This window comes from Paracoccus sp. PAR01, from assembly GCF_014851995.1.
Classification (GTDB): domain Bacteria; phylum Pseudomonadota; class Alphaproteobacteria; order Rhodobacterales; family Rhodobacteraceae; genus Paracoccus; species Paracoccus litorisediminis.
In genome coordinates this window covers 1-25081 of record NZ_JACVAW010000025.1, presented here as the reverse complement: position 1 = coordinate 25081, position 25081 = coordinate 1, and the positions used below count along the sequence as shown (strand labels likewise).

Sequence of the window (25081 nt, the reverse complement as noted above, 5' to 3'; positions counted from 1 at the left end):
GAGGTTTGCATGGAGCCCAAACGCATCAACCTGGCCCTTCAGGGTGGCGGCGCGCATGGCGCCTTTGCCTGGGGTGTGATCGAGCGGCTGCTGCAGGAGGAGCGGATCGAGATTGCCGGGATAAGCGGCACCTCGGCCGGGGCGCTGAATGGGGCTGCGCTGGCGGCAGGATTGGCCTGTGGTCCGGGCAAGATCGGGCGCGATGCGGCGCGCGAGAATCTGGACTATATCTGGTCCCAGATCGCGCAGGTCAGCGATAATCGCGTCGTGCGCTGGATGCATTCGCTGTTCCCGGTGCCCCGTGCGCTGCAGCGTCTGACCGAGATGATCTCGCCCTTTGCCTGGTTGGAGGGGTTCACCCGCATCTTCAGCCCCTATGATTGCGGGCCGTTCTACAGCAATCCCCTGGCCGCGATCCTGCGCGAGATGCCGCATCCCGACCTGACCCGAGGCCGGGGGCCGCGCCTGTTCGTCAGCGCGACGAATGTGCGGACGGGACGTATCCGGGTCTTTGGCGGGGCCGAGGTGACGGTGGACGCGATTCTTGCTTCGGCCTGCCTGCCGACGCTGTTTCGGGCCGTGGAAATTCCCGATCCGGCAACCGGGCGGCGCGAGGCCTATTGGGACGGGGGATTTTCGGGCAATCCGGCGCTGTTCCCGCTATTCGCGCCGGATCTGCCGCGCGATGTGGTGATCGTGACGATCAACCCGATGCTGCGCGACATGGTCCCGCATAGCCCGATGGAGATTCAGGACCGGATCAATGAGATCAGCTTCAACGCCTCGTTGCTGCGGGAATTGCGGGCGATCAACTTCGTCAAGCGCCTGCATGACGAGGACCGACTGACCGGTCGCCCGATGAAAAACGTGCTGATCCACATGGTCATGGATGATTTCATGATGGGTTCACTGAGCGCGACGACCAAGGTCGTGCCCAAGCCCGGCATGGTCGCCGAGCTGCGGGAAGCGGGCCGCGCGGCGGCCGAACGCTTCCTGCAGTATCACGGGCAGAACCTTGGCCAGCGCGATTCGGTGAACCTGCCCGCGCTGTTCGCTTAGGCCATCGCAGTGGCGATGCGCGCAGCAAGGCGCGCATTGTTCAGCACCAGCGCGATATTGGCGTCGAGCGAGCGGCCGTCCGTCAGCTCAAAAATCCGCTGCAGCAGGAAGGGCGTCACCGATTTCGCGGCAATGCCCTGTTCGGCGGCCTCGGCCAGCGCCTGTTCGACCACCGGAATCATGACGGAGCGCGGGATTTCGTCGGTTTCGGGGATTGGGTTCACGACCAGTTGGCCGCCATCCAGCCCCAGCGCTGCGCGCATCCGGGCCGAGGCCGCGATCTGGGCCGGATCGTCCATGCGCAAGGGCGCGGCAAGGCCCGATTCCCGCGACCAGAAGGCCGGAAGCTGGTCCTGACCGACGGCAATAACCGGAACGCCCAGCGTTTCCAGAACTTCCAGCGTCTTGGGCAGGTCGAGAATCGCCTTGGCGCCGGCAGCAACCACGGTGACCGGGGTGCGTGCCAGTTCGTGCAGATCGGCGGAGACGTCGAAGCTGAGTTCGGCCCCGCGATGCACGCCACCGATGCCGCCGGTGGCAAAGACATGGATGCCCGCCAGTTCGGCACAGATCATCGTTGCTGCAACCGTGGTGGCCCCTGTCCGACCAAGCGCAAGGCAGGCCGCCAGATCGGCGCGCGACAGCTTCATCACCTCGGACCCCGGCGTCGCCGCAAGGGATTCCAGCGTTTCGTCATCCAGCCCGATATGGATCTTGCCTGCGATGATGGCGATGGTGGCGGGAACCGCCCCGGCCTCGCGCACGGTGGTTTCGACTTTCCGCGCGACCTCAAGGTTTTGCGGATAAGGCATGCCGTGGGTGATGATCGTCGATTCCAGCGCGACGACGGGTGCGCCGGTGGCCAGTGCATTGGCGACTTCGGGGGCGAAGACCAGAAGATCCTTCATGCGTGATCCTTTCCTGTGACGGGATGCGCGGTGATATGGGCCGAAGCCGCAAGGATGGCGCGTTCCAGCGCGCCCGCCCGTGGCAGCCCCGCAAGTTCCGCGGCCAGATGGGCAGCAAGGAACGCATCCCCCGCGCCGGTGACATGCCGCGCCGTGACGGGCGGCGGTTCATGGGTGATGGTGCTAAGCCTCTGGGCGGCGTCGGCCGCAAGCCGGGGGCCGTCGGTCACGATGACGCGCGCCGCACCGATGGCGACGATCGCCTCGGCCGCGGATGCAGCGCAATTGTATTGCTGCCCGGAGATGGCCTCGGCCTCGGCGCGGTTGATGTGGAAAATGGCGTTGGGATGATCCAGCAGCGGGGTCAGACGCGTCGCCTTGTCCGGGCTGGCCGGGACGATGCGCAGGCTGGCGCGGGCAAGAAAGGGCGAGGCGGCGATCATAGCCAGTGTCTGCCGCGTCAGGTTGCCGTCAATGACCAGCGTGCCCTGCCAAGGCGCGTCATCGCTGCCAAGGCGTCCGTCCTGCATCGCGGCCAGAATATCGGTACCGGCGGCCTCCAGCCCGTGCGCATCGGCGATGGCGGCAAACAGGCCGTCGGGGGTCTCGACCGCCATATACAGATCGGTGGGAAGGGGACCGTCGCGCCACAGCCAATCGGTCGCGACGCCCAGCCGCTCGGTCTCGGCGATCAGCGCCTCGCCGGGGGCGTCACGGCCGACTGCCGACAGAATCGCGGGATGCAGGCCGTTGCGGGCCAGGGCCACGGCGACGTTCAGCGCCACGCCGCCGGGGCGTTGGTGGATGCGGCCTGCGACATCATCGCCCGGTCGCAGGCTGACGGGACTATGCCCGATCACGTCCCAAAGCATCGCGCCGAGGCAAAGGATCTGCGGCGTGTCGGGCATGGGATGCGCTCGTTCTGGCTGGGGCCGGGCTGGCTTGGGTCAGGCGCGCCGATGCCGCAAAAGGGGCATGGCGAAAATCTGGGTGAGAGGCTGGACAACGACCCAAGCGGGGCTCGTTACGGCTGCTTCCTTCCGGACCTGACCGGGTTGGCGAGGCGCTCGCCCGCGCCAACCTCTCGTCGCCTAGATAGGCGGATGGCGCGCGGGATGCAAGCGCTTCTGAACAACTAAAGATGTGGCTGCCGGGCAATAAATCCATCCCGGTCAAGGCGCATGTTCCTGATCTGTCAACACAGGCCAAGATTGCTGCGGTCTGGCACGAAATTGCGCGCCCATCTGTCGCTGAGATGCGCTTTTAGGCGGTCGATACAGCTTTGGGTTGTTATTTGCCGATTCTTGCCCGGACGCGCCCGGTAGCCTTGCATTGGGCCAAGGCATTGCGTTTAACAAAAGGCGTTCTCAATTCCGACCTGGTGCAAGATGAAATTTTCGACCCGCGAAGACACTGACATTTCCGCCGACGAACTTTTCGCGGCGGTCAGCGATTTTCCGAAAATTGAGCGGCTTTTGCTGCGCAAGGGAGCGATGGTCCGGCGCACCGGCACGAATGGGACGAATGCGTGGACCATCGGCTTCGACTGGCGCGGCAAGCAGCGCGATGTGGATTTGGCGGTGCAATCGATTACTCCGCCCGAACGGATCGAACTGGCCGGGAAATCCGATATGTTCGAGCTAGGCGTCGTGATGACGGTGGTGGCGCTGACGCCCACCAAATCGCGGCTGATCTTTGAGGCTGACGTCCGCCCGCGCGGGATGAAAGCGCGCCTGCTGCTGCAAACGGCCAAGCTGAGCCGCGCCCAGATCGACCGCAAGTTTGCGCAACGGATCGGCGATTTCGTCGGACGCGCGGCGACCGGCCAGCTGAGCTGACCGGTCACGGGGTCGGGCTCAGGCCGTCAAGGCCTGCTGTTCGGCGCGCAGCGGATCGGCGGGATAGACGCCCAGAATCTCCATGCTGGAGGTGAAGTAGCGCAACTCCTCCAGCGCGCGGGCGACGGCCGGGTCCTCGGGATGACCCTCGATATCCGCGTAAAACTGCGTCGCGGTAAAGATGCCGTCGACCATGTAGCTTTCCAGCTTGGTCATGTTGATGCCGTTGGTGGCAAAGCCGCCCATCGCCTTGTAAAGCGCCGCCGGGATGTTGCGGACGCGGAAGACGAATGTCGTCATCATGGTTTCCCCGCCCAGAGCATTGGTGCGGCGCGAGCAATCGGGCTCTCGCGACATGATCAGGAAGCGGGTGGTGTTGTTCTGGCGGTCCTCGATGCCCTCAGCCAGCACGTCCAGCCCGTAGATGTCGCCCGCCAGCGGCGCAGCCAACGCGGCCAGCGATTTCTGCCCGCGACGCGCGACTTCCAGTGCCGAACCGGCAGTATCCGCGCCAACGATGCTGCGGATGTCATGCTGGCGCAGGAATCCACGGCACTGGCCCAGCAGAACCGGGTGGCTCATGGCCTCGGAAATGTCCTCGATCCGCGCGCCGGGCGTGCCCAGCAGCGCGATGCGGACGCGCACGAATCCCTCGTCGATGATGTGCAGCCCGCTTTCGGGCAGCAGGTGATGGATGTCGGCAACCCGGCCATAGGTCGAGTTCTCGACCGGCAGCATGGCCAGTTCCGCACGGCCCTGACGGACGGCTTCGATGGTGTCCTCGAACGTGCGGCAGGGCAGGGCCTCCATCTGCGGCCGATAAAATCGGCAGGCCTGATGGCTGTAGGCGCCGGGTTCACCCTGGAATGCGATCACGTTCTTGGTCATGTAGATGCCTCAAATCCGGGCCGTGGCGGGCAGTGCACACCTGACGGCCTGTTCCATGCGAGGGCACAACTATACCTTGATCGGACAGAACAAAAGCGCCTAGATACCCCTGTTTCCACGGAAAGACCGCAACAGGGATCCGCAGATATGTTCGACACCATGACCGTCACCAAGGCAGCCGGAGCTTTAATCGGTGCGCTTCTGTTCCTTCTGCTGATGCAATGGGCAGCGTCGGGCATCTTCCATGTCGGCCCTGCGGGTCACGGTGCCGAGGGCGAGGAACATGCCCAGGCTTATACCATCCCGGTCGAAGCTGCCGAAGGCGGCGCCGAGGGTGAGGCCAAGGATGCAGGCCCGGATTTCGCCACTGTCATGGCCTCGGCCGATGCCGCTGCAGGCGAGAAGGTTTTTGGCAAATGCAAGGCTTGCCACAAGATCGACGGTTCGGACGGCACTGGCCCGCATCTGAACGGCGTTGTCGGCCGCCCGGTCGCCAGCATCGGCGGTTTCGGTTACTCGGACGGGATGAAGGCGCATGGCGGCGACTGGACCCCCGAAGCGCTGCAAGAGTTCCTGACCAGCCCGAAATCCATCGTCAAAGGCACCAAGATGGCCTTCGCCGGTCTGCCCAAGGTCGAGGATCGCGCCAACCTGATCGCCTATCTGCAAGGCCTGCAATAAGCCGCGATCGGGCTTGACTGACAGGGCGTCCGATTTGGGCGCCCTTTTTGCATTCACCGGAAATTGCCCCATGCATCACGCATTTGCTTGTTGAACGGACGGGTTCGGCTGATAGCCTGTCGGGCAAGCCGGCCCCGGCCGGAGCAGACTAGCCCAAAGGATCACCAATTCCCGATGACGATGCACATGCTGCGACATGCCCCGATGGTTGCGCTTCTGGCGCTGGTCCCCGGCTTCGCCCTGGCGCAGGAACAGCAGCCATCGCCAACGCCCGCAGCCGCAGCCCAGCCCGCGCAGGCGAAAACCATTATCTCGCACGGGATTTCGACCTTTGGCGCACCCGAACTGCCCGAGGATTACAAGCATCTGCGCTATGTGAATCCGGACGCGCCCAAGGGCGGCGAAATTTCGGAATGGGCGATGGGCGGCTTTGACAGCTACAACCCCTTTACCCATCGTGGCCGGGCGGGCTCGCTGTCGGTCATCATGCTGGAACGGCTGATGGAGGACGCGCTGGATGAGCGCGGCTCGTCCTATTGCCTGATCTGCGAGACCATCGAATATCCCGAAAGCCGCGACTGGGTGATCTTCCATCTGCGCCCCGATGCGAAGTTCTCGGACGGGACACCGCTGACCGCGCATGACGTGCTGTTCTCGTTCGAGCTGCTGCGTGACAAGGGGCTGTCGTCTTATCGCACCGGCATTGCCAAGATGGTCGCCAAGGCCGAGGTGATCGACCCGCAGACGATCAAGTTCATCTTCCAGCAGGGCTATCCGCGCCGAGATGTGATCCAGCAGGTCGGCAGCCAGATCGTCTTCTCGCGCGAGGATTTCCTCAAGAACAAGCGCGACATCGAACAATCCACCGACAAGCCCTATCTGGGCTCGGGTCCCTATGTCTTTGATTCGGCCGAGATGGGCCGCTCGATGACGGTGAAGCGCAACCCGGATTATTGGGGCAAGGATCTGCCGATCAATGTCGGGCGGCACAATTTCGACAAGATCCGGCTGGAATATTTCGGCGATTACGACAGCGCTTTTGAGGCTTTCAAGGCGGGCGTCTATACCTTCCGCAACGAGGTGTCGTCGATCCACTGGGCCACGCGCTATGATTTCCCGGCGCTCAAGAATGGCACTGTCAAGCAAGAGGTCCTGCCGCGCGGCGACATCGCCACCGGGCAGGCCTGGGTATTCAACCTGCGCCGGCCCAAGTTTCAGGACGTCCGCGTGCGTGAGGCCATCGGGTTGGTCTTCAACTTCGAATGGTCGAACGAGACGCTGTTCTATGGGCTGAACACGCGGGTCAACTCCTTCTGGGACAACAGCGATCTGGCCGCGACCGGCAAGCCCTCCGAGGCCGAACTGGCGCTGCTTCAGCCCTTGGCCAAGGACCTGCCGCCCAGCGTGCTGACCGATGACGCGGTGATGCAGCCGGTCTCGGGCAAGATCCAGCTGGATCGGGGCAATCTGCGCAAGGCATCGAAACTGCTGGACGATGCGGGCTGGAAGGTCGGTGCCGACGGGCTGCGCCGCAACTCGAAAAATGAGATCCTGAAGCTGGAAATCCTGAACGATAACCAAAGCTTCGACCGCATCATCAACCCGTTCGTCCAGAACCTGCGCGCGCTTGGCATTGATGCCGTCAATGCCCGCGTCGACGATGCCGAGATGACGAACCGCACCCGCAGCCATGATTTCGACATGGTGACCGACAGCCTTGGCCAAAGCTTCTATATCAGCGGCGGGACCGAGCAGGTCTTTGGTTCGGAAAACACCAGCGACGTGTTCAACCCGATGGGGCTGGCGAACCCGGCCATCGACGCGCTGATCAAGAAGGGCATCGAGGCCACCACGCAGGAAGAGATGGACACCACCATCCACGCGCTGGACCGCTCGCTTCGGGCGCTGCGCTTCTGGGTGCCACAATGGTACAAGGCGACCTATACGCTGGCCTATTACGACATCTTCGGCCATCCCCAGAACATGCCCGCCTATGCGCTGGGTGAACTTGATTTCTGGTGGTATGACGCGGATAAGGCTGAAAAGCTGAAACAATCCGGCGCACTGCGCTGAGCCTGAAAATCAGGCTGGAAAACAAGACGGGGCAGGATGGCAGCCTATATTCTGCGGCGGTTGCTGCTGATCATACCAACGCTGATCGGCATCATGCTGGTCAACTTCACGCTGACGCAATTCGTCCCCGGTGGCCCGATCGAGCAGGTCATCGCCCGCGTTCAGGGCGAGGGCGACGCGTTTCGCAATATCGCGGGCGCCGGGGGTGACACCCAGCAGGCGCAGACCAATGAATATGCGGGCGCTCGCGGCATTCCGCCCGAGCTTCTGGACCAGCTTGAAGTGCAGATGGGCTTTGCCAAGATCGTCTGCACCCCGGCCCATCAGGGCGAGCCTGACCTGAAATCGCGCGATTGCAGCAAGGAAAAGATCGGCGCGGCACAGCGCTTCATGATCATGCTGGGCAATTACCTGCGCTTCGATTTCGGGGTCAGCTTCTTCCGCTCGATCTCGGTGATCGATCTGGTGCTGGAAAAGATGCCGGTCTCGATCACGCTGGGTCTGTGGTCGACGCTGATCGCCTATTGCATCTCGATCCCGCTGGGCATCCGTAAGGCGGTCAAGAATGGCACGCCCTTTGACACCTGGACCTCTGGTGCGATCATCATCGGCTATGCCATCCCGGCCTTCCTGTTCGCGGTGCTGCTGATGGTGGTGTTCGCGGGTGGCAGCTATTGGCAGATATTCCCGCTAAGGGGTTTGACCAGCGACAATTTTTCGGAACTGAGCCTGTTCGGCAAGGCCAAGGACTACCTGTGGCACATCACCCTGCCGGTGATCGCCACGACGATTTCCAGCTTTGCCACGCTGACCTTGCTGACCAAGAACAGCTTCCTTGACGAGATCAACAAGCAATATGTGATGACCGCCCGCGCCAAGGGCCTGACCGAGGGCCGCGTGCTTTACGGCCATGTCTTCCGCAACGCGATGCTGATCGTGATTGCGGGCTTCCCGGCGATGTTCCTGGGCGTGTTCTTCGGCTCGAGCATCCTGATCGAGACGATCTTCTCGCTGGACGGCCTTGGCCGCTTGGGCTTCGAGGCCGCCGTGCAGCGCGACTATCCAGTGATTTTCGGCACGCTGTACGTCTTTGGCCTGCTGGGGCTGTTGGTCGGAATCCTGTCGGACCTGATGTATGTCTTTGTCGATCCCCGCATTGATTTTGAGCGGAGGGCCGGCTGATGGCGATGACCGAACTCAACCGCCGCCGGTTGCGGAACTTCCGCCGCAACAAGCGCGCCTTCTGGTCGCTGGTGGTGTTCACCGTACTGTTCGTGGCCTCGCTTTTTGCCGAACTCATCGCGAATGACCGGCCGATCGTCGTCAACTTCAAGGGCAGCTATTACTTCCCGGTCTATCGCTTCTACCCCGAGACCACCTTTGGCGGCGATTTCGGGACCGAGGCGATCTATACCGATCCCGGCGTGCAATGCCTGATCCGCACCGGCGGTCGCGAGGAATGCTGGGACGACCCCGAGGCGGTGGAAAAGGAAGCGCACGAGACCGGCATGGTCGCGGGCGAGGCCGTCCAGAAGGGCTGGATGATCTGGCCGCCGATCCCCTTCCACTACCGCACCATCAACAATGTCGGCACTGCCCCCAGCGCGCCGGACGGCACGCATCTGCTGGGCACGGACGACACCTCGCGCGATGTGCTGGCGCGGGTGATCTATGGCTTCCGGCTGTCGATCCTGTTCACGCTGATCGTGACCGTGGTCAGTTCGGTCATCGGGATTTCGGCCGGTGCCGTGCAGGGCTATTTCGGCGGGCGCACCGATCTGGTGTTCCAGCGAATGCTGGAGATATGGGGTTCAACTCCTTCTCTTTATGTCATTATCATCCTGTTTGCGATCCTTGGACGCAGCTTCTGGCTGCTGGTCTTCGTCTCGATCCTGTTCGGTTGGCCCGCCTTGGTCGGGGTGGTCCGGGCTGAATTCCTGCGGGCGCGGAACTTTGAATACGTCCGCGCGGCCCGCGCTTTGGGCGTCAGTGACCGCAAGATCATGTTCCGCCATATCCTGCCCAACGCGATGGTGGCGACGCTGACCATGCTGCCCTTTGTCGTCACCGGTACGATCTCGTCCTTGGCGGCGCTGGATTATCTGGGCTACGGGCTGCCCACATCTGCCCCCTCGCTGGGGGAACTGGCCTTGCAGGCCAAGCAGAACCTGCAGGCGCCGTGGCTGGGCTTCACCGCCTTCTTCGCATTCGCCATCATGCTGTCGCTTCTGGTCTTCATCTTCGAGGGCATCCGTGACGCGTTCGACCCAAGAAAGACCTTCCGATGACGCCGGTTCTTGAAGTCTCAGACCTGCGGATCGGGTTCCGGCAGGACGGGCAGATCGTGCCCGCGGTCAAGGGCGTCAGTTTCACCGTCGGCAAGGGTGAGACGGTGGCGCTGGTCGGCGAATCCGGCTCGGGGAAATCGGTCACGGCTTTGTCTACCGTGGGTTTGCTGGGCGATTCCGCGCAGCTTGCCGGTTCCGTTCGCTACGAGGGGCGCGAGCTGGTCGGCGCGTCCGAGGCCGATCTGCGCCGGGTGCGCGGCAACGATATCAGCTTCATCTTCCAAGAGCCGATGACCTCGCTGAACCCGCTGCACACGCTGGAACAGCAGTTGGGCGAAAGCTTGACCCTGCATCAGGACCTGCATGGCGATGCGGTGCGGGCGCGGATCATTGAACTGCTGAATCGCGTTGGCATCCGTGACCCGGAAACCCGGCTGGCCGATTACCCGCACCAGCTGTCGGGCGGGCAACGCCAGCGGGTGATGATCGCCATGGCGCTGGCCAACGGCCCCGAATTGCTGATCGCGGACGAGCCGACGACGGCCTTGGACGTGACCATTCAGGCCCAGATCATGGAGCTTCTGGCGGAACTGAAAGCCGCCGAGGGCCTGTCGATGCTGTTCATCAGCCACGACCTTGGTCTTGTGCGCCGCATCGCCGACCGGGTCTGCGTGATGAAGGGCGGCGAGATCGTCGAGCAAGGCCCGGCTGAACAGATCTTTGCCGATCCGCAGCACGAATATACCCGGATGCTCTTGGCCGCAGAACCGAAGGGTCTTGCGGATCCAATCCCATCCGATGCGACCGAGATGATCGCGACCCGCGACCTGCGCATCTGGTTCCCGATCAAGCGCGGTTTTCTGCGCCGCACTGTCGGCCATGTGAAAGCCGTAAATGGCGCGACGCTGTCCGTCCGCTCGGGCGAGACTTTGGGCATCGTCGGCGAATCTGGCAGCGGCAAGACCACGCTGGCGCTGGCGATCATGCGTCTGATCGAAAGCGAAGGGCCGATCCTGTATATGGGTCGCGACATTGCGAAACTCTCGGGGCGCGAGTTGCGCGGCCTGCGGCGGGACATGCAGATCGTCTTTCAGGACCCATTCGGCAGCCTTTCGCCGCGTATGACAGTCGAGCAGATCATCTCGGAAGGGCTTGGCGTTCACGGTGTCGAACCCGGCCGCAACCGCCGTGAGATGGTCGATGAGATCATGCGCGAGGTCGGCCTCGATCCGGCGACGATGCACCGCTATCCGCATGAGTTCAGTGGCGGCCAGCGCCAGCGCATCGCCATCGCCCGCGCCATGATCTTGAAGCCGAAACTGGTGGTGCTGGATGAACCGACCAGCGCCTTGGACATGACCGTGCAGGTGCAGATCGTGGAACTTCTACGCCGCCTGCAACGCAAGCACGGGTTGGCCTTCCTGTTCATCAGCCACGATCTGCGCGTGGTCCGTGCCATGTCGCATCAGATCATGGTCATGCGCGCGGGCGAGGTAGTGGAACAAGGCAGTACCGAGCAGGTCTTTGCCGCCCCGCAAAGCGACTATACCCAGCGCCTGATCAAGGCGGCTTTCCTGAGCAAGGCCTGATGCGGATCCTGTTCGTCCACCAGAACTTTCCGGGCCAGTTCCTGCATCTGGCCCCGGCTCTGGCCGCGCGGGGACATGAGGTGATGGCGCTGACCGATGAGGGCAACCAGCGTCCTTCCCCGATCCGCACGGTGCGCTATAAATCCCCACCCGAGGAAAACCCGGTGCGCGGTCTGGCCCGGACCTATGCCGGTTATGCCGAGCGCGGCTGGCTGGCGGCGCGCGGTTGCCGGGCGCTGCGGGACCGGCATGGCTATACGCCCGACCTGATCTTTGGTCACAGCGGCTGGGGCGAGACGTTGTTTCTGCGCGAAATCTGGCCCGAGGCCAAGCTGCTGGTCTATGCCGAACTTCTGTATCGCACCCGCGGTCACGATGTCGGCTTCGACCCCGAAGTGACCCCCGACAGCGACGAAAGCCGCGTGACCACGCTGGCGCGCTCGGCGCATCTGATCCAGGGACTGGTTCAGGCCGATGCCGGGATCGCGCCGACCCGCTATCAGGCGGATTCCTTTCCGCCCGAACTGCGCCAGAAGCTGACCGTGATCCATGACGGCATCGACACCGGCAAGGTACGGCCCGACCCGAATGCACGATTGGAACTGCCCGGCGGGCGGGTGCTGACGGCGCAAGACGAGGTGCTGAGCTATGTCTCGCGCTCGCTGGAACCCTATCGCGGTTTTCATCGCTTCATGCGCGCCTTGCCCCAGGTGATGCGTGCCCGTCCCAATGCGCAGGTGGTCCTGATCGGTGGCGATGGTGCCAGCTACGGCACGGTGCCGCGCGATGCCGAAAGCTGGAAGGCGAAACTGCTGGTCGAGCTTGACGGCCAACTGGACCTGAGCCGCATCCACTTTCTGGGTCGCGTGCCTTATCCGCAATATCTGTCACTGCTGCAGATTGCGCGGGTGCATTGCTACCTGACCTATCCTTTCGTCCTCAGCTGGTCGCTGACCGAGGCGATGGCGGCGGGCTGCCATATCGTCGCCTCGGATACCGAGCCGGTGCGCGAACTGATCCGCGACGGAGAGAATGGGCGGCTGGTGCCGTTCTTCGACCAAGGCGCGCTGAAACAGGCGCTGATCCGCGCCCTCGCGGGCGACCCCGAGGATGCGCAGCTGCGTGCTGCCGCCCGACAGACCATCGTGGACGGCTACGACCTGCAAAGTCACAGCCTGCCGCGCCTGATCGACTGGGTCGAAAGCTTCGGGGCCTAAAGCTCGATTTCGTTGGTGGCGTCTGGATCGGGCAAGGGTTCGGGCTGATCCGGCGAGGGTGTGGCCTCGGGGGCGGGCGGCAAGCTGTCTGCCGGAGGCTGTTGGTTCGGGGCCAGAAAATCGCGCAGGGTATTCCCGATCGGTGGCGGAGGCGGCGCATCGGCACGGCGGCGGATCAGGATGTCGCCGTTTTCCAGCCGCTCGGGCGTCTGGTAATTGCCGACATCGTCCATCATTCCCTTCAGCTCATCCAACACCGGAGCAAAGCTGTTCACGGTGTCGTTCAGGTCCCGGCCAAGCTGGTCCAGATGCGGCTGCACATCCTTCAGCAGCTTTTCCATGAAGCCCTGAAGGCCGTGCTCGATATCGCTTTCCAGATCGCCAGGCTGTTCCTGATCGGCGGGCGGTGGCTCAAACGGTGTCTGGGCCATTGCCGGTCCGGTCACCATCGCGGAAGCAAGAATGATTGCGGCGAGCCTTTGCATCGCAGTCTCCTAGATCGGGTGATCAGGAAACTGCGGCCGCCCGGTCAGGGTTCCCCGGTGCGGCCCCAGGTCGCGGCTGGTCTAGATCGGGCGAAGCTGGTGCATGTTGCGGAATGCCTCCCATGCCTCGTTCAGGGCGCGGGTGCGGGCCTCGGCCAGCCGGATCGCTTCCGGGGGCAGGCCACGGGCAATGGCGCGGTCGGGATGGGATTCAAACACCAGATCGCGCCAGCGCTTGCGCGCCTCGGGCAGGGGCGTGTCGGGCGGAATTCCCAGCACGTCGCAGGGCGGGCAACCGTTGCTGCGGTCATGGCGGGCGCGGATCGTCGCGACCTGCGCCGGGCTGAGGCCAAAGATGCGCCCGACCTCATCAATGAAGATGATCTCGGCCTCATGCAGGTCGCCATCGGCAACGGCAATGATGAACAGCCCCTCGATCACGTCGGACAGGACCGGATCGCCCGGCGGGAACATCGCGGCGATGCGGCCCGCCCAGGCGTCGAAACCGGCAACATCCTGGCGGGCAAGGTCAAAGACGCGGGCTGCGTTTTTCTCCTCGGCGCGGGGAATGATGAAGACCCGGCGGAATGCCGCGACCTCGGACCGGGCGACAGCGCCATCGGCCTTGGCCAGCTTCGCGCCAAGCGCGATTACGGCGATGGTGAAAGCCACGGATTTTTCCGGCGGGGTCGCCGCACGGCTTGATCCGACGATCGCGGCAAGGCGATCAGCGATGCGCTGCCAGAAGCTGCGTGGCTTTGGCAGTTCGGGGCAGTCCTGTGGCCTGTCCTTCAGAATGGTGTCCATGTCCGTCAGCCTAGGCGGGGAAGGGGTTCAAGTCCACTGACATTCCCGCGGGTTCCGGCCGATCACCTGCGGCTTTCCAGCGCCGCCTTGACCACCAGAACCACCAGCGCGATCACCGTAAGCGTCGAGGCCGCGGCGAATGCCCCCGTGGTATTCAGGTCGTTGAACATCAATTCGATCTGCAAGGGCAGGGTGTTGGTCTGCCCGCGGATCGAGCCTGACACCACCGAGACCCCGCCGAATTCGCCCACCGCGCGTGCCGTCGCCAGCACCGCGCCGTAAAGCAGCGCCCAGCGGATATTGGGCAAAGTCACCCGCGAAAACACCTGCCAGCCCTTGGCACCCAAGGTCACGGCAGCCTCTTCCTGCTCGGACCCTTGCGCCTGCATCAAGGGCAGCACCTCGCGCGCGACGAAGGGGGCGGTCACGAACATGGTCACAAGGACGATGCCGGGCAACGCGAACATTACCTTCAGGTCGTGCTGGGCCAGAAACGGTCCCAGCAGCCCTTGGCGGCCGTAAAGCAGCAGGTAGCAGATCCCCGCGATGATGGGCGAGATCGAGAAGGGTATCTCGATCATGGTCATCAGCAGTTTGCGGCCCGGAAAGCGGAACCGAGCGATAGCCCATGCGGCGGCGATGCCGAAGGCGATGTTGACCGGCACGACGATCACCGCGACCAAGGTGGTCAGCCCGATGGCGTGCAGCGTCATCGGGTCGGTGATATTCGCGACGTAAGCGCCCCAACCCTCGGCCAGCGCGCGCCAGAAGATGAAGGCCAAGGGCGCCACGACGAATATCGCCGTCAGCACAAATGCCAGCGCGATCAGCAGGCGCGGCACGCTTCGGCTTTGGCCCGGAGCATGGGTCAGATCGGTCGCGCTCATCCCTTGGACTCCAGATGGCGGGCGGCGCGGAATTGCAGCCAGTTCGACAGGATCAGCAGCACCAGCGCGAAGGCCAGCAGCACCAGCGCGATGGCGGCAGCGCCCTGATAATCGTATTCCTCAAGCCGGATATAGGCCAGAAGCGCCGCGATCTCGGTCTTGAAGGGCAGGTTGCCAGCGATGAAGACCACCGCGCCGAATTCGCCCAAGGACCGGGCAAAGGCCACGGTCGATCCGGCCAGCCATGCGGGAAAAATCGCGGGCAGGACCACGCGGCGAAAAATCTGCCAAGGGCTTGCCCCCAGCGTCATCGCCGCCTGCTCCAGCGCCGGGTCAAGGTCTTCAAGAACCGGTTGGATCGCACGCACCACGAATGGGATCGAGGTGAAGGCCATCGCAATGGTGACGCCAGCCAGCGTATAGACCAGCTGAATGCCCGCACTCGCCAAGGGCGCGCCAAACCAGCCATTCGCGGAATAAAGCGCGGTCAGCGAAATTCCTGCCACCGCTGTCGGCAGTGCAAAAGGCACGTCCATCAGCGCGTCAAGGATACGCTTGCCGGGGAAATCATAGCGGGTCAGCACCCAAGCCATCAGCAGCCCGTAAAAGGCGTTGAAGACCGTGGCGATGGCCGCCGCCGTCACCGTCACCCGCAGCGCCGACAGCGTCCGCGGCGAAGTGACGATGGCCCAGAACTGCGCCGGCCCGATCTGCGCGCCCTTCAGGATAAGCGCAATGACCGGGATCAGGATGACCAGTGCCACGTAAAGCAGCGTGGTGCCGAGGCTCAGTGAGAACCCCGGCAAAACGCGTTTCGGCTTGATGGCCGTTGCCGTCATTTGTTGACGAAGACCTTGTCGAGGATGCCGCCATCGGCCAGATGCTCGGACTGGATCTTGTCCCAGCCGCCAAAGACGTCCTCAACGGTCAGCAGCTTGACCTCGGGGAATTCGGCGGCGTGCTTCGCGGCCACATCCTTGTCGGTCGTGCGGTAGTGGTTCTCGGCCAGGGTGTCCTGCGCTTCGGGCGTGTAGAGCCATTTCAGATATTCGGTCGAAACCTCAAGCGAGCCGTTCTTTTCGGCATTCTCGGTCACGACGGCGACCGGGAAGGCGGCAAACAGGCTGGTCGCGGGGGTCACGGATTCAAAACCCTGATCGGCATATTGCTTGGCGATGCCCTGCGTCTCGGCCTCAAAGGTGATCAGCACGTCGCCCATGTTGCGCTCGGCGAAGGTCTGGGTCGCAGCGCGCCCACCAGTGTCGAAGACCGGGACATTGGCAAAGATCTTGGCGACGAATTCCTGCGCCTTGGCCTGATCGCCGCCATTCTGCTGCAGCGCATAGGCATAGGCGGCCAGATAGGTGTAGCGCCCGTTGCCGCTGGTTTTGGGGTTGGGCAGGATCGACTGCACATCGTCGCGGGCCAGATCCGACCAGTCCTTGATGCCCTTGGGGTTGCCCTTGCGGACAAGGAAAGCCGGTAGCGAATAATAGGGCGAGGCGCCGTTCGGCAGGGCTTCGCGCCAGTTTTCGGCAACCAGACCGTTCTTGGCCAGAACGTCCACGTCGGTTTCCTGATTGAAGGTCACGACATCGGCCGGAAGCCCTTCAAGGATCGCACGCGCCTGTTTCGACGAGCCGCCATGGCTTTGGTCGATGGTCACGTCCTTACCAGACTTGGCTTTCCAATAAGCCTGGAATTCCGGGTTCAGCGCCTCGAACAATTCACGGGCGACGTCATAGCTGACGTTCAGGATCTTGTCCTGAGCCAGTGCCGGGGTCGAACCCAGCAGCAAGGCCAGCGCGGCAAGGCGCAATTTCGAAGTCATCATTGGGCTTTCTCCTTGCGGGGCAATTCGGTGGCGGCGGACGCGGCCTGACTGGGGCGCGGGCCGGGGAAAATGGCGGCGGTTTCGGGACGCAGGATGACCCGCGCGCCACGCTCAAGCCCCTTCGCCTCGAGGGCGCGGCGGGGCAGGTCGACGGGAATGGTCTGCGCGCCGTCCGTCAACTCCAGCCGCAGGATCGCGCCATTGCTTGTGCAGCGGCTGACCCGCCAGCGGCCCGAAGGATCGGCCACGGGGGTAATGTCGGCGGGGCGCAGGAACAGCGTCGCCGGACCGTCGGCCAAGGCGCGGCGGGGCAGGCGCCCGGCATCAAGGCCCGGCGCTTCGGCGCGGCCTGCGCTCAGCACCACCGGCAGCTCGATCGTCGCGCCCATGAAGCGGGCGACAAAGGGGCTGGCGGGGTGGTCGTGGATCTGGTCGGCATTGCCGATCTGCTCGATCCGGCCCTCGCCCATGACGACGACGCGGTCGGCCAGTTCAAAGGCCTCTTCCTGATCGTGGGTGACAAAGATCGTGGTCGAGCCGGTTTCCTCATGCACGCGGCGCAACCAGGCGCGCAGATCGCGGCGGACGGCGGCATCCAGCGCGCCGAAGGGTTCATCCAACAGCAGCACCGTGGGTTGGATCGCCAGCGCCCGGCCAAGCGCGACCCGCTGCCGTTGCCCGCCCGAAAGCTGCGCCGGATAGCGGTCGCCCAGATGCGCGATCTGCAGGAAATGCAGCAGTTCCTCGACCTTGGCGGCAATGACCGACTTGCCCGGACGCTCGGCGCGGGGGCGCACGGTCAGGCCGAAGGCAATATTGTCGCGCACTGACATATGCGGGAACAGCGCGTAATGCTGAAAGACAAAGCCGATGCGGCGGTCCTGCGCGGCCAGACCCAGCCAGTCCTGACCGTTCACGTTCAACCCGCCGGAATTCGGCCATTCCAGCCCGGCGACGATCTTCAGCAGCGTCGTCTTGCCCGAGCCTGACGGCCCCAGCAACGCCACCAGCTCGCCGCCTTCGACGGTCAGATCGATCCCGCGCAACACCGCGGTGCTGCCAAAGCTTTTGGTCATGTTCTCGATGGTGATCGACATGCACATCTCCGCGTTCCGGCCAGAGGTATCGCCGCGTTGCTGAACCGGCAAGTTCAGGTTCTGCCTGATGCGCCGGGCTGTGGCGAAGGATTTCCCGCTGCCATCCGCAGGGCGGACCGCTTTTCCATCCCGGCACAAGCGGCGGGGATATTCTTCGGGCAGCGGGGCGGCTATCGCGGCAGTTATCCTTATTTTTCTGCACCATGGCCGCGCCATACGCCAATTGGGCTTTAGTCGCGATTTTGCCTCTGCTATGGCAGCGACGCAAAGACTGGGGAGTTGCGATGACCATGCAGGATGAGCTGATTCTGGCGCTGGAAAGCCCGTTGACCGAGGATCTGGAGCTGCTGTTCCAACGTCACACGCAGGACATGCATGCCGAGACGCCGCCTGAATCCATCCACATGATGCCGCGCGAGACTCTTGTGCATCCGGATATCGATTTCTTCGTGTTGCGCGATGGTGGTCGCCCCGTCGGCATGGGTGCGATCAAGCGCATCGAGGACGGCCATGGTGAGGTCAAGTCGATGCACGTATTGACCGAGGAACGCGGCCGCGGTCTGGCCCGTCTGCTGGTCGATCGCATGATCGACAGCGCCCAAGCCCGCGGCTATGCGCGCCTCAGCCTTGAGACCGGCACGCAGGAGATGTTCCTGCCCGCCCGCAAGCTGTATGAGCGCGCTGGTTTTGTCGAATGTGGCCCCTTTGCGGATTACCGCCTTGATCCCTACAGTGTCTTCATGACGCTGGATCTGACAAAAGCAGATTGAGCGGTTGAAAAGGGCGCGAAGCTTTGCGATGAAAGCGCCCGATGCGGACCCGTAGCTCAACTGGATAGAGCAGGGACCTTCTAAGTCCAAGGTTGGGGGTTCGAGCCCTCCCGGGTCCGCCAATTAAATCAATCAATTAGCCTGTGTTTTGGTCTTGTCTTTCTGGTTCGATGAACCAAACGCGGTCCACTGAACTCAAGCGAACCTGCTGCGCCACGCAGGTACGAGGGGCTGAATTGAGCATAGACAGAGCATGTAATGTTCGGGTTCATATGCACGAGGAACTGGGTTTCCCTCATCGGCGTCCCGGCTTTGACCATGAACCGCTCGGCAGTGCGGCGCAGGTCGTGCCGCGTGCTATTCCGGCCCGCGTCACAGCAGCATTGAATCCCGTGCTGATGCTCTCCATCCGTCGCCCGGTGCGTTCGGTAGTAAAAGGCGACAGCGCCACTTCTTTCACCTGCAACAGAGCGACTCGTGCGGTGTGGTTTATCGGCACGGTGGCGCGGCCCTTCTTCGGCCCTATGGACGGGCTGGAAGGCTGGGCACCGGATCAAGACCGCTGAGGCATGCGCAATGCCGAGATCGCGAAAGCTGCTTTCGCCGCACCGATGGAAGCCGCAAGCCACGCATGAACGACGAGAGCCGCAGGGCGATCCTCGCTCAGCACGTTAGAGAAGCCAAGATCGATCAAAGCAGGGTCCGAATTGTCTAGTGGGAAGTCCGACCAACCGGCATCATGGCTCTATGTCGCTCCTGTATGTCCCCGCGCAGGTAGGCGTATTCGAGCAAAGAGCTAACTTCTGGCTCCCGCTGCGATGCGCCCTTCGGGTTCCGTTAATATTTATCTTATCGGCCCAGGTCAGCCACTTCATTAGCATTTCATTTAAATAAAAAGCCTAGATGTTTTTCCGGATATTTCAGTACAATTATCCACAATAACATTCCAGCCGATCTAGTTACCAAGAATTATACGTAATATATGTTAGATGATACGATCATATTATCGTAACAACTTATAATTTAATCATAACCCATTTGGTGCTGCAATGCAGATCTCGTCCGCTGGTATTGCGCTTACGCTATTGAGGAACGACGGACCCACGGCTGGCAGCCTGACCTCGCGCGCGACCTCGAACGTGGTGGGTCTGACTGCAGTGGAGAGGGTTTCCGCAATAACCACGCTGCAGAAGCAGTCATCTGACACCTATCATGAACTCGACGATCCTGAGTTCAGAATGATGCTGGCGTTGGGCGACAGGAGATCCGAGGCCATCAGCACGCTTCTATCAGGCGAGGTTAGTCCATTCGATAATGAAATTGTTCAGACCATAGGCGGCAATGTCCATTTTCAACAACGGAGCGATACTCGGCTGGAGTTCAAGGGAAGCTTCGTGCCCGCATACGAAGCGGCGATGGGTATGACCGCGCCGCAGCGTGATGCGAATTTCCCGGCGCGGTCGGATGCCATCGCTTATGCGTATCATTTCGGGAAAGCGCTTTTTGAAACGATAAGCAGGGTAGTTAACGCAAAGCTCGAAATTGAGGCGAGTAGCGACACCATGCTAGACGCTTCGGGCCAACTCTAGGCATTACACGAAGCGGTAGACTGCTTGGCAGTTGGGATGCGATGGAGGCTGCAGATGCTCACGGCACAAGTGCCATTGTGGGCGACATGCTATACATGGAGAGAAACGCCGCCTCTCTTGCCAATCTGTTCAGCTTCGATTCAGCCAGCGTGACCAAACCGGCCTATGAGTTCGCGTTCACGGGTTTCAGCATTAGCCACGGCACGTTGGGCAATCGCGGCGGACGGATCGATTACCCTCTATGGTGTGGACGGCAAGGCATACGATGCTGCAGATTACAGCGCGCGCAACATCAACGGCGGTATACCTGAGCTTCGCAATGATCTGATCCGGCAGGCGGACAGAAGTCCGATAAATACATAACGCTGCCCCTGCTAAGTTCGGAAGACTTATAGCGCCCGGAGGAAACCCCTCGCGGGCGCTTCTCATTTCACGCGCTTGCACTCGGACGTCAGATCGACGTGCCAGTCACCAACCCGAAGCCGGATGCCCTCGCGGCCTTTCAGCGCTTTCACGTTGTTCGCTTGCGATGCCGGGTCGGCGGTGTATTCAGCGTTCTTCTCGCGGACGCGGTCATCCATGTTGCGCGGCATCCGCGTCAGGGCTGCTCCGTGTGGTGATCTGTTTCATGGCTAGATGTGTAGTCAAAGGTACATAGCCGAACTACTGCATGATCCGGCGACCCTTCCGTTCCCATCCACTCGATCCTCCCCAAGCGGGAAGTTTGGCCCCGGTCCCCTCCGTGCCGTCTGAACCAGGTTGGAACGGATCGTGATCATCGCGCCCTTGTGTTCGAGGGCTTTGGCCACCATTTCCTATCAATGATAGAAATAAGCTGGGGCAAACCCCTGACACTCGTCGTCACTGAGAGCGGTGACACACAGAAGATCTCGACCATCGAACAGGCGAAATACTGGCTGCGGAAGCGCTGGCCGGTTGTAGATGATGCCCGCCAGCGCGCTCTCGCGGCGGTCGAAAGCGCCATGGAATGCATGCTGCCGGTGCAGGTCGCTCGGAAGGCCTTCGAAAACGCGGCACGGTCCGCTGGTTTCCGGACGGCCGACCAGGCCTGACGTCCACGGGCAAGGCAGAGGCCTTGTGCGATTGGGAAGGTGCACATGACGAGGAGGGCGGATATTCCGTCCTCCTACTTGTTTTCGGCACTCACTTCGCCAAGCAAGGCCTGCGCGTGTTCCTGACCGCCCATCTCTGAACAACGCCTTGGTCCGAGCAAGGGCCGGCGGCATTCATAGCCCGGCAAGACGATCGACAGTCTGGCGGGTGATTTGCCTTGCCGGTCGCATCAATGATGCTGTCCCACGGCTTGCTGTCATCACGCCCTTACCAAATTCGAGACGCTGGCCTCGCTGCACGCGATATGAGCGGATGTTTCGGAACGCGGCGCAACACGGCCATGGCTCGACCATTTCGAAGAAACAGGCATTTGCTGCGCAAGGTATAAGTACCCGCAATGGTTCGCAACCATGGCCCACCCGTGTCGGCCGCCCTTGTCGATGGCACGGGCCGCTTGATCAGCGACGATCTATGGCCGCCACCCAGCCCCCCAAGAGAAACCTTCGGAACTGCAATTCCGCGTCGGCGCAGCATACCCTCAATGTCTTGATCGTAGGCAGAGTTGCTCACCTTTGATCAAGCCGGAATTTCTGCTGAGTTAAGCCGCGAACACTGCCGCCGCGTCAATCTGTTCGTCAGCATGAGCGTGTGACAACGCATTCGTGGTTGAAAACCCCACTTCTGCAAGCTAACCGCAAAGGGCCTGAACAAACCGCTGCCTCGATGGCTTTTGCCGAGGTTGCGGAACTCTCTGGCATTTTGTCGGAAGAGGATGAACAGGCACAGATGACAGATCAGACCGGCCAGCCCGATTCGGCGCCCTCCCGCAACGCGCGCGCCTGGCTCAGCGTTCTGGCGCGGTATCGCGAACCGACGACGGCGCGCAGCCTTTTTGAGCTGGCAGTAACCCTGGTGCCGTTTTTCGCGCTCTGGACGCTGGCATGGCTTTTGCTGTCAGTGAACGCTTGGCTGGCACTTGCCGTGGCGCTGTTCAACGGGACATTCCTCGTCAGGATTTTTATCATCCAGCATGATTGCGGACATGGCTCGTTTCTTGCCAACAGAACCGCGCAGGACTGGATCGGTCGCAGCCTCGGGGTTCTGACACTGACGCCCTATGCGGTCTGGAAGCGGACGCATTCCATCCATCACGCGCATCATGGCGACCTCGATCAGCGGGGGATCGGCGACGTGCTGACGCTGACGATCAATGAGTACCGGGCACGCTCGATCTTCGGTCGCTTCATGTACCGGCTTTATCGCCATCCGCTGGTCCTGTTCGTGCTGGGACCAAGCTATCTGTTCATCCTTCAGAACCGGTTGCCGATCGGGCTGATGAAATCCGGCTGGCGCTACTGGGCCTCTGCTATGGGCACCAATGCGATGATCGGGATTGCGCTTGGGCTGATCGCCTGGTTCGGCGGGCTGATGCCGGTTCTGCTGGTCTTCCTGCCCACCTCGATCGTTGCGGCGACGATCGGCGTGTGGCTGTTCTATGTCCAGCACCAGTTCGAAGAGACCCATTGGTCGCGGGGCGAAAACTGGCAGCTCCATCACGCGGCGCTGGAAGGCAGCTCACATTATGTCCTGCCGCAGCCGTTGCGCTGGCTTTCCGGAAATATCGGCATCCACCATGTGCATCACCTGTATTCCCGGATCCCGTTCTACCGGCTGCCCGAAGTGCTCAGGGATCATCGCGAACTGGCAGAGGCGCAACGCCTGACCATCGGAGAAAGCTTGACGACCGCGCGGCTGCATCTGTGGGATGAAATCGAGGGTAAACTGGTCTCCTTCACAGAGGCGCGCGCGAGATATGGTCGGGTTTGATGCTGGTCACCGGGTTTCGGCTTGGGCAAGCGTTGAGCGTCCCGAAAGCCGCGTGATGATCAGCAGGATCGTATAGATAGCGACGCCCCTGACGACGGAATCCATTTTTCGCCTATGGTAGAGATAGGATGCGAGCGCTTCCATTTTCGCCATCAAGGCTCTCGTCCAGCCGAAATGCATCGGTCGGGTCGAGATGCGGACCTTGCTCGGGTTCGCGGCTTGTGCGGTAAATCTCATCACATGCGTCGGGTAGCCTAGGCTTCTTTTCTCGGGGTCCGGCTGAATGCGGTCAATTGCGAAGCCTGTGTTTCTCCCCTTGCCGAATGTGATCCGGGTCTCGTCCCATTCGCTCCCAGCGCGCGACACGGGGTATTTCGGCCGCGGTCCCGGACAAGCGCATCTCCTGCATATTTAACGCCGCCGCTGCCAGTCAGTCCAAGAAGCGCAAAGGGCAAGGCCATAGCCAAGCCAGACTCTGGGCACGCCAATAACGTCCCTAAAAATCGCGGTGTTCCTCAAATTGCAGCCCATTCGCGATTGCAGGAATCTGAAGGTTTTCGGTGATGGTCGCAACCTCCTCACAGCGGAAAATCAGCCGTAAAGCCCCGCTGAAAACCGCTGAACGAGGGGGTTGTTCCGGCATCGCGAAGATTCGGCACCATGGAACCCCGATCCCCTGAGGGGGTTGTGGCCCGACCCAGGGCGCACCTGCCTTACGGTTTCTTCGGCGGGATCGACCCTTTCTGACAGCGATGGGAAGGAAAGTGCGATGGCGAATGAGCAGCAGACTTTCTGGAAGCGTCTGGACGGTATCAATGCCGGAATGCTTGGAACGCGCGAGCGGATGAAGCTGGTCCCGATGTCACATTATGCCGATCCCGGCGAGCAAGCCCTGTGGTTCATCACCGCGGAAGGCACGGATCTGGTCAGCGAACTCGAAGATGGCTCCAAGCCCGCGATTCATGTCATCGGCGATGCGGCAGGCAAGCTTTGGGCCCAGATCGAAGGACAGCTTGAACTCTCGCCCGATCGCGCGAAGCTTGACGAAATCTGGAACAAAGTCGCCGCGGCCTGGTTCGAGGGAGGTAAGGAAGATCCCGACCTGCGCCTCCTCAGATTCAGTCTGTCAGAAGCCGATATCTGGTCCACGACGGGCGGGATCGGCTTCCTCTATCAGATCGCCAAGGCGAACCTGACCGGGGACGAGCCCGATATCGGCGACCATTTCCACCTGAAATTCTAAGCGGGCAGGCCAGAACGGATGGGCACGTCAGCCATGGCGCGCCCCTTACCCACCCACATCGGAAGGCAAGGAAGATGGCAAAATCCTATGATCAAACCACTGGCACAGGCGGCGAGACCCAGCAGATCGGCACTGGAAAAACCCCGATACTGACCACCAACCACGGCATGCCGATTTCCGACAATCAGAACAGCCTGCGGATTGGCGCGCGCGGCCCGACGCTGCTGGAAGATTTCATCCTGCGCGAGAAGATCTTCCATTTCGACCATGAGCGCATCCCCGAGCGCATCGTCCATGCCCGCGGCTCGGTCGCGCATGGCTATTTCGAATGCACTGATCCGATCCCCGACCTTACCTGCGCCAGTCTGTTTGCCGAGAAAGGCAAGCGGACCGAGGTGATCGTGCGCTTTTCGACCGTGGCTGGCGGCGCAGGCTCGGTCGACACGCCACGCGACGTACGTGGCTTTGCAACCAAATTCTATACCGACCAAGGCAATTGGGATCTGGTCGGCAACAATATCCCGGTCTTCTTCATTCAGGACGCCCTGAAATTCCCGGACCTCGTGCATTCGGTCAAGATGGAGGCTGATCGCGGCTTTCCGCAGGCGGCCTCGGCCCATGACACGTTCTGGGATTTTGTCTCGCTGATGCCCGAGACGCTGCATACCGTCATCTGGGCCATGTCCGATCGCGGCATCCCGCGCAGCTATCGGATGATGCAGGGCTTTGGCGTCCACACCTTCAAGCTGGTCACTGCCGAAGGGGCTGAAAGCTTCGTCAAATTCCATTGGCGACCGAAACTGGGCATCCAGTCGCTGGTCTGGGACGAGAGCGCCAAGATTCAGGGCGCGGATAATGACTATCACCGCCGCGACCTGTGGGAGGCGATCGCCTCGGGTGATTTCCCGGAATACGAGTTGGCGATCC

At 62.0% G+C, this 25081-nt stretch carries 26 protein-coding genes, 1 tRNA gene and 1 other RNA gene; 16 read left to right on the top strand and 12 right to left on the bottom strand.

The genetic code is table 11. From position 1 onward, the window contains the following. The first annotated feature begins 9 nt into the window (after positions 1-9). Positions 10-1059, top strand: coding sequence for a patatin-like phospholipase family protein (locus IB235_RS21885; protein ID WP_155042239.1), 1050 nt, complete (start codon positions 10-12; stop codon positions 1057-1059). On the opposite strand, the gene IB235_RS21880 is transcribed toward IB235_RS21885, so the two are convergent. From IB235_RS21880 to ffs, 3 genes are all read right to left on the bottom strand, one after another. Continuing rightward, positions 1056-1967: a pseudouridine-5'-phosphate glycosidase gene (locus tag IB235_RS21880; protein ID WP_155042240.1), complete on the bottom strand. Its 912-nt coding sequence runs from the start codon at positions 1965-1967 to the stop codon at positions 1056-1058. The genes IB235_RS21885 and IB235_RS21880 overlap by 4 nt on opposite strands. Continuing rightward, positions 1964-2875 carry a PfkB family carbohydrate kinase gene (locus IB235_RS21875; RefSeq protein WP_192338527.1) on the bottom strand — a complete coding sequence of 304 codons (912 nt, stop codon included), beginning with the start codon at positions 2873-2875 and terminating at the stop codon, positions 1964-1966. Before IB235_RS21875 ends, IB235_RS21880 begins: the two co-directional genes overlap by 4 nt. 80 nt (positions 2876-2955) lie before the next feature. Continuing rightward, positions 2956-3054: signal recognition particle sRNA small type (gene ffs, locus IB235_RS21870), an RNA gene on the bottom strand. Positions 3055-3355: 301 nt separating this feature from the next. Here ffs and IB235_RS21865 point away from each other — a divergent pair. Beyond that, on the top strand, positions 3356-3805 hold the full coding sequence (locus tag IB235_RS21865; protein ID WP_155042242.1) for a hypothetical protein: 450 nt from the start codon (positions 3356-3358) through the stop codon (positions 3803-3805). A gap of 18 nt (positions 3806-3823) precedes the next feature. Here the strand turns inward: IB235_RS21865 and IB235_RS21860 are convergent, their stop codons facing one another. After that, the gene (locus tag IB235_RS21860) at positions 3824-4693 is read right to left on the bottom strand and encodes a prephenate dehydratase (RefSeq protein ID WP_192338526.1); all 870 of its coding nucleotides are present in this window, start codon (positions 4691-4693) and stop codon (positions 3824-3826) included. A gap of 147 nt (positions 4694-4840) precedes the next feature. Here IB235_RS21860 and IB235_RS21855 point away from each other — a divergent pair, with 147 nt between their 5' ends. The 6 genes from IB235_RS21855 (at position 4841) to IB235_RS21830 (ending at position 12541) form a co-directional block, all read left to right on the top strand. Continuing rightward, the gene (locus tag IB235_RS21855; RefSeq protein WP_155042244.1) at positions 4841-5374 is read left to right on the top strand and encodes a cytochrome c family protein; all 534 of its coding nucleotides are present in this window, start codon (positions 4841-4843) and stop codon (positions 5372-5374) included. A gap of 174 nt (positions 5375-5548) precedes the next feature. Further along, positions 5549-7447: an extracellular solute-binding protein gene (locus IB235_RS21850; protein ID WP_192338525.1), complete on the top strand. Its 1899-nt coding sequence runs from the start codon at positions 5549-5551 to the stop codon at positions 7445-7447. A gap of 36 nt (positions 7448-7483) precedes the next feature. Then, complete coding sequence (locus tag IB235_RS21845) at positions 7484-8629, top strand: microcin C ABC transporter permease YejB (RefSeq protein WP_192338524.1); 1146 nt, start codon at positions 7484-7486, stop codon at positions 8627-8629. Further along, positions 8629-9735: an ABC transporter permease gene (locus tag IB235_RS21840; RefSeq protein WP_192338523.1), complete on the top strand. Its 1107-nt coding sequence runs from the start codon at positions 8629-8631 to the stop codon at positions 9733-9735. The genes IB235_RS21845 and IB235_RS21840 overlap by 1 nt, the downstream gene beginning before the upstream one ends. Continuing rightward, the gene (locus IB235_RS21835; RefSeq protein ID WP_192338522.1) at positions 9732-11324 is read left to right on the top strand and encodes an ABC transporter ATP-binding protein; all 1593 of its coding nucleotides are present in this window, start codon (positions 9732-9734) and stop codon (positions 11322-11324) included. Before IB235_RS21840 ends, IB235_RS21835 begins: the two co-directional genes overlap by 4 nt. Further along, positions 11324-12541 (top strand): glycosyltransferase, encoded by a 1218-nt coding sequence (locus tag IB235_RS21830; RefSeq protein ID WP_192338521.1) that lies wholly within the window; start codon positions 11324-11326, stop codon positions 12539-12541. Before IB235_RS21835 ends, IB235_RS21830 begins: the two co-directional genes overlap by 1 nt. Here IB235_RS21830 and IB235_RS21825 read toward each other — a convergent pair. From IB235_RS21825 to IB235_RS21800, 6 genes are all read right to left on the bottom strand, one after another. Continuing rightward, positions 12538-13026, bottom strand: coding sequence for a hypothetical protein (locus tag IB235_RS21825; RefSeq protein ID WP_192338520.1), 489 nt, complete (start codon positions 13024-13026; stop codon positions 12538-12540). The genes IB235_RS21830 and IB235_RS21825 overlap by 4 nt on opposite strands. Before the next feature lie 81 nt (positions 13027-13107). Next, the gene (locus tag IB235_RS21820; protein ID WP_155042251.1) at positions 13108-13833 is read right to left on the bottom strand and encodes a molecular chaperone DjiA; all 726 of its coding nucleotides are present in this window, start codon (positions 13831-13833) and stop codon (positions 13108-13110) included. Positions 13834-13895: 62 nt separating this feature from the next. Then, on the bottom strand, positions 13896-14720 hold the full coding sequence (cysW, locus tag IB235_RS21815) for a sulfate ABC transporter permease subunit CysW (RefSeq protein WP_192338519.1): 825 nt from the start codon (positions 14718-14720) through the stop codon (positions 13896-13898). After that, positions 14717-15559 carry a sulfate ABC transporter permease subunit CysT gene (gene cysT / locus IB235_RS21810; RefSeq protein ID WP_155042253.1) on the bottom strand — a complete coding sequence of 281 codons (843 nt, stop codon included), beginning with the start codon at positions 15557-15559 and terminating at the stop codon, positions 14717-14719. The genes cysW and cysT overlap by 4 nt, the downstream gene beginning before the upstream one ends. Further along, positions 15556-16554, bottom strand: a complete 999-nt coding sequence (locus IB235_RS21805; RefSeq protein ID WP_370576966.1) for a sulfate ABC transporter substrate-binding protein — start codon at positions 16552-16554, stop codon at positions 15556-15558. The genes cysT and IB235_RS21805 overlap by 4 nt, the downstream gene beginning before the upstream one ends. Further along, a complete protein-coding gene (locus tag IB235_RS21800) occupies positions 16551-17651 on the bottom strand; it encodes a sulfate/molybdate ABC transporter ATP-binding protein (protein ID WP_192338518.1) in 1101 nt (366 codons plus the stop codon). Before IB235_RS21800 ends, IB235_RS21805 begins: the two co-directional genes overlap by 4 nt. A gap of 284 nt (positions 17652-17935) precedes the next feature. Here IB235_RS21800 and IB235_RS21795 point away from each other — a divergent pair, with 284 nt between their 5' ends. The 4 genes from IB235_RS21795 (at position 17936) to IB235_RS21780 (ending at position 20010) form a co-directional block, all read left to right on the top strand. Further along, positions 17936-18421, top strand: coding sequence for a GNAT family N-acetyltransferase (locus tag IB235_RS21795; protein WP_192338517.1), 486 nt, complete (start codon positions 17936-17938; stop codon positions 18419-18421). Positions 18422-18466: 45 nt separating this feature from the next. After that, positions 18467-18543, top strand: a tRNA-Arg gene (locus IB235_RS21790). A 150-nt stretch (positions 18544-18693) separates the two neighbouring features. Beyond that, positions 18694-18987, top strand: a complete 294-nt coding sequence (locus tag IB235_RS21785; protein ID WP_192338516.1) for a hypothetical protein — start codon at positions 18694-18696, stop codon at positions 18985-18987. Between the two features lie 483 nt (positions 18988-19470). Beyond that, on the top strand, positions 19471-20010 hold the full coding sequence (locus IB235_RS21780; RefSeq protein ID WP_192338515.1) for a hypothetical protein: 540 nt from the start codon (positions 19471-19473) through the stop codon (positions 20008-20010). A 425-nt stretch (positions 20011-20435) separates the two neighbouring features. Here the strand turns inward: IB235_RS21780 and IB235_RS21775 are convergent, their stop codons facing one another. After that, positions 20436-20591, bottom strand: coding sequence for a hypothetical protein (locus IB235_RS21775; protein ID WP_225612526.1), 156 nt, complete (start codon positions 20589-20591; stop codon positions 20436-20438). A gap of 240 nt (positions 20592-20831) precedes the next feature. On the opposite strand from IB235_RS21775, the gene IB235_RS21770 reads away from it, so the two are divergent. After that, a complete protein-coding gene (locus IB235_RS21770; RefSeq protein ID WP_192338535.1) occupies positions 20832-21083 on the top strand; it encodes a DUF982 domain-containing protein in 252 nt (83 codons plus the stop codon). A gap of 787 nt (positions 21084-21870) precedes the next feature. Further along, complete coding sequence (locus IB235_RS21765) at positions 21871-22911, top strand: fatty acid desaturase (RefSeq protein WP_192338513.1); 1041 nt, start codon at positions 21871-21873, stop codon at positions 22909-22911. Between the two features lie 6 nt (positions 22912-22917). On the opposite strand, the gene IB235_RS21760 is transcribed toward IB235_RS21765, so the two are convergent. Continuing rightward, a complete protein-coding gene (locus IB235_RS21760; RefSeq protein WP_192338538.1) occupies positions 22918-23277 on the bottom strand; it encodes a hypothetical protein in 360 nt (119 codons plus the stop codon). Positions 23278-23680: 403 nt separating this feature from the next. On the opposite strand from IB235_RS21760, the gene IB235_RS21755 reads away from it, so the two are divergent. Both IB235_RS21755 and IB235_RS21750 read left to right on the top strand, forming a co-directional pair. Next, entirely contained in the window at positions 23681-24154 is a 474-nt protein-coding gene (locus IB235_RS21755; protein WP_192338512.1) for a pyridoxamine 5'-phosphate oxidase family protein, read from the top strand. Positions 24155-24228: 74 nt separating this feature from the next. Beyond that, positions 24229-25081, top strand: an 853-nt coding sequence (locus IB235_RS21750; protein ID WP_192338511.1) for a catalase, incomplete at its 3' end; no start/stop codon positions are given.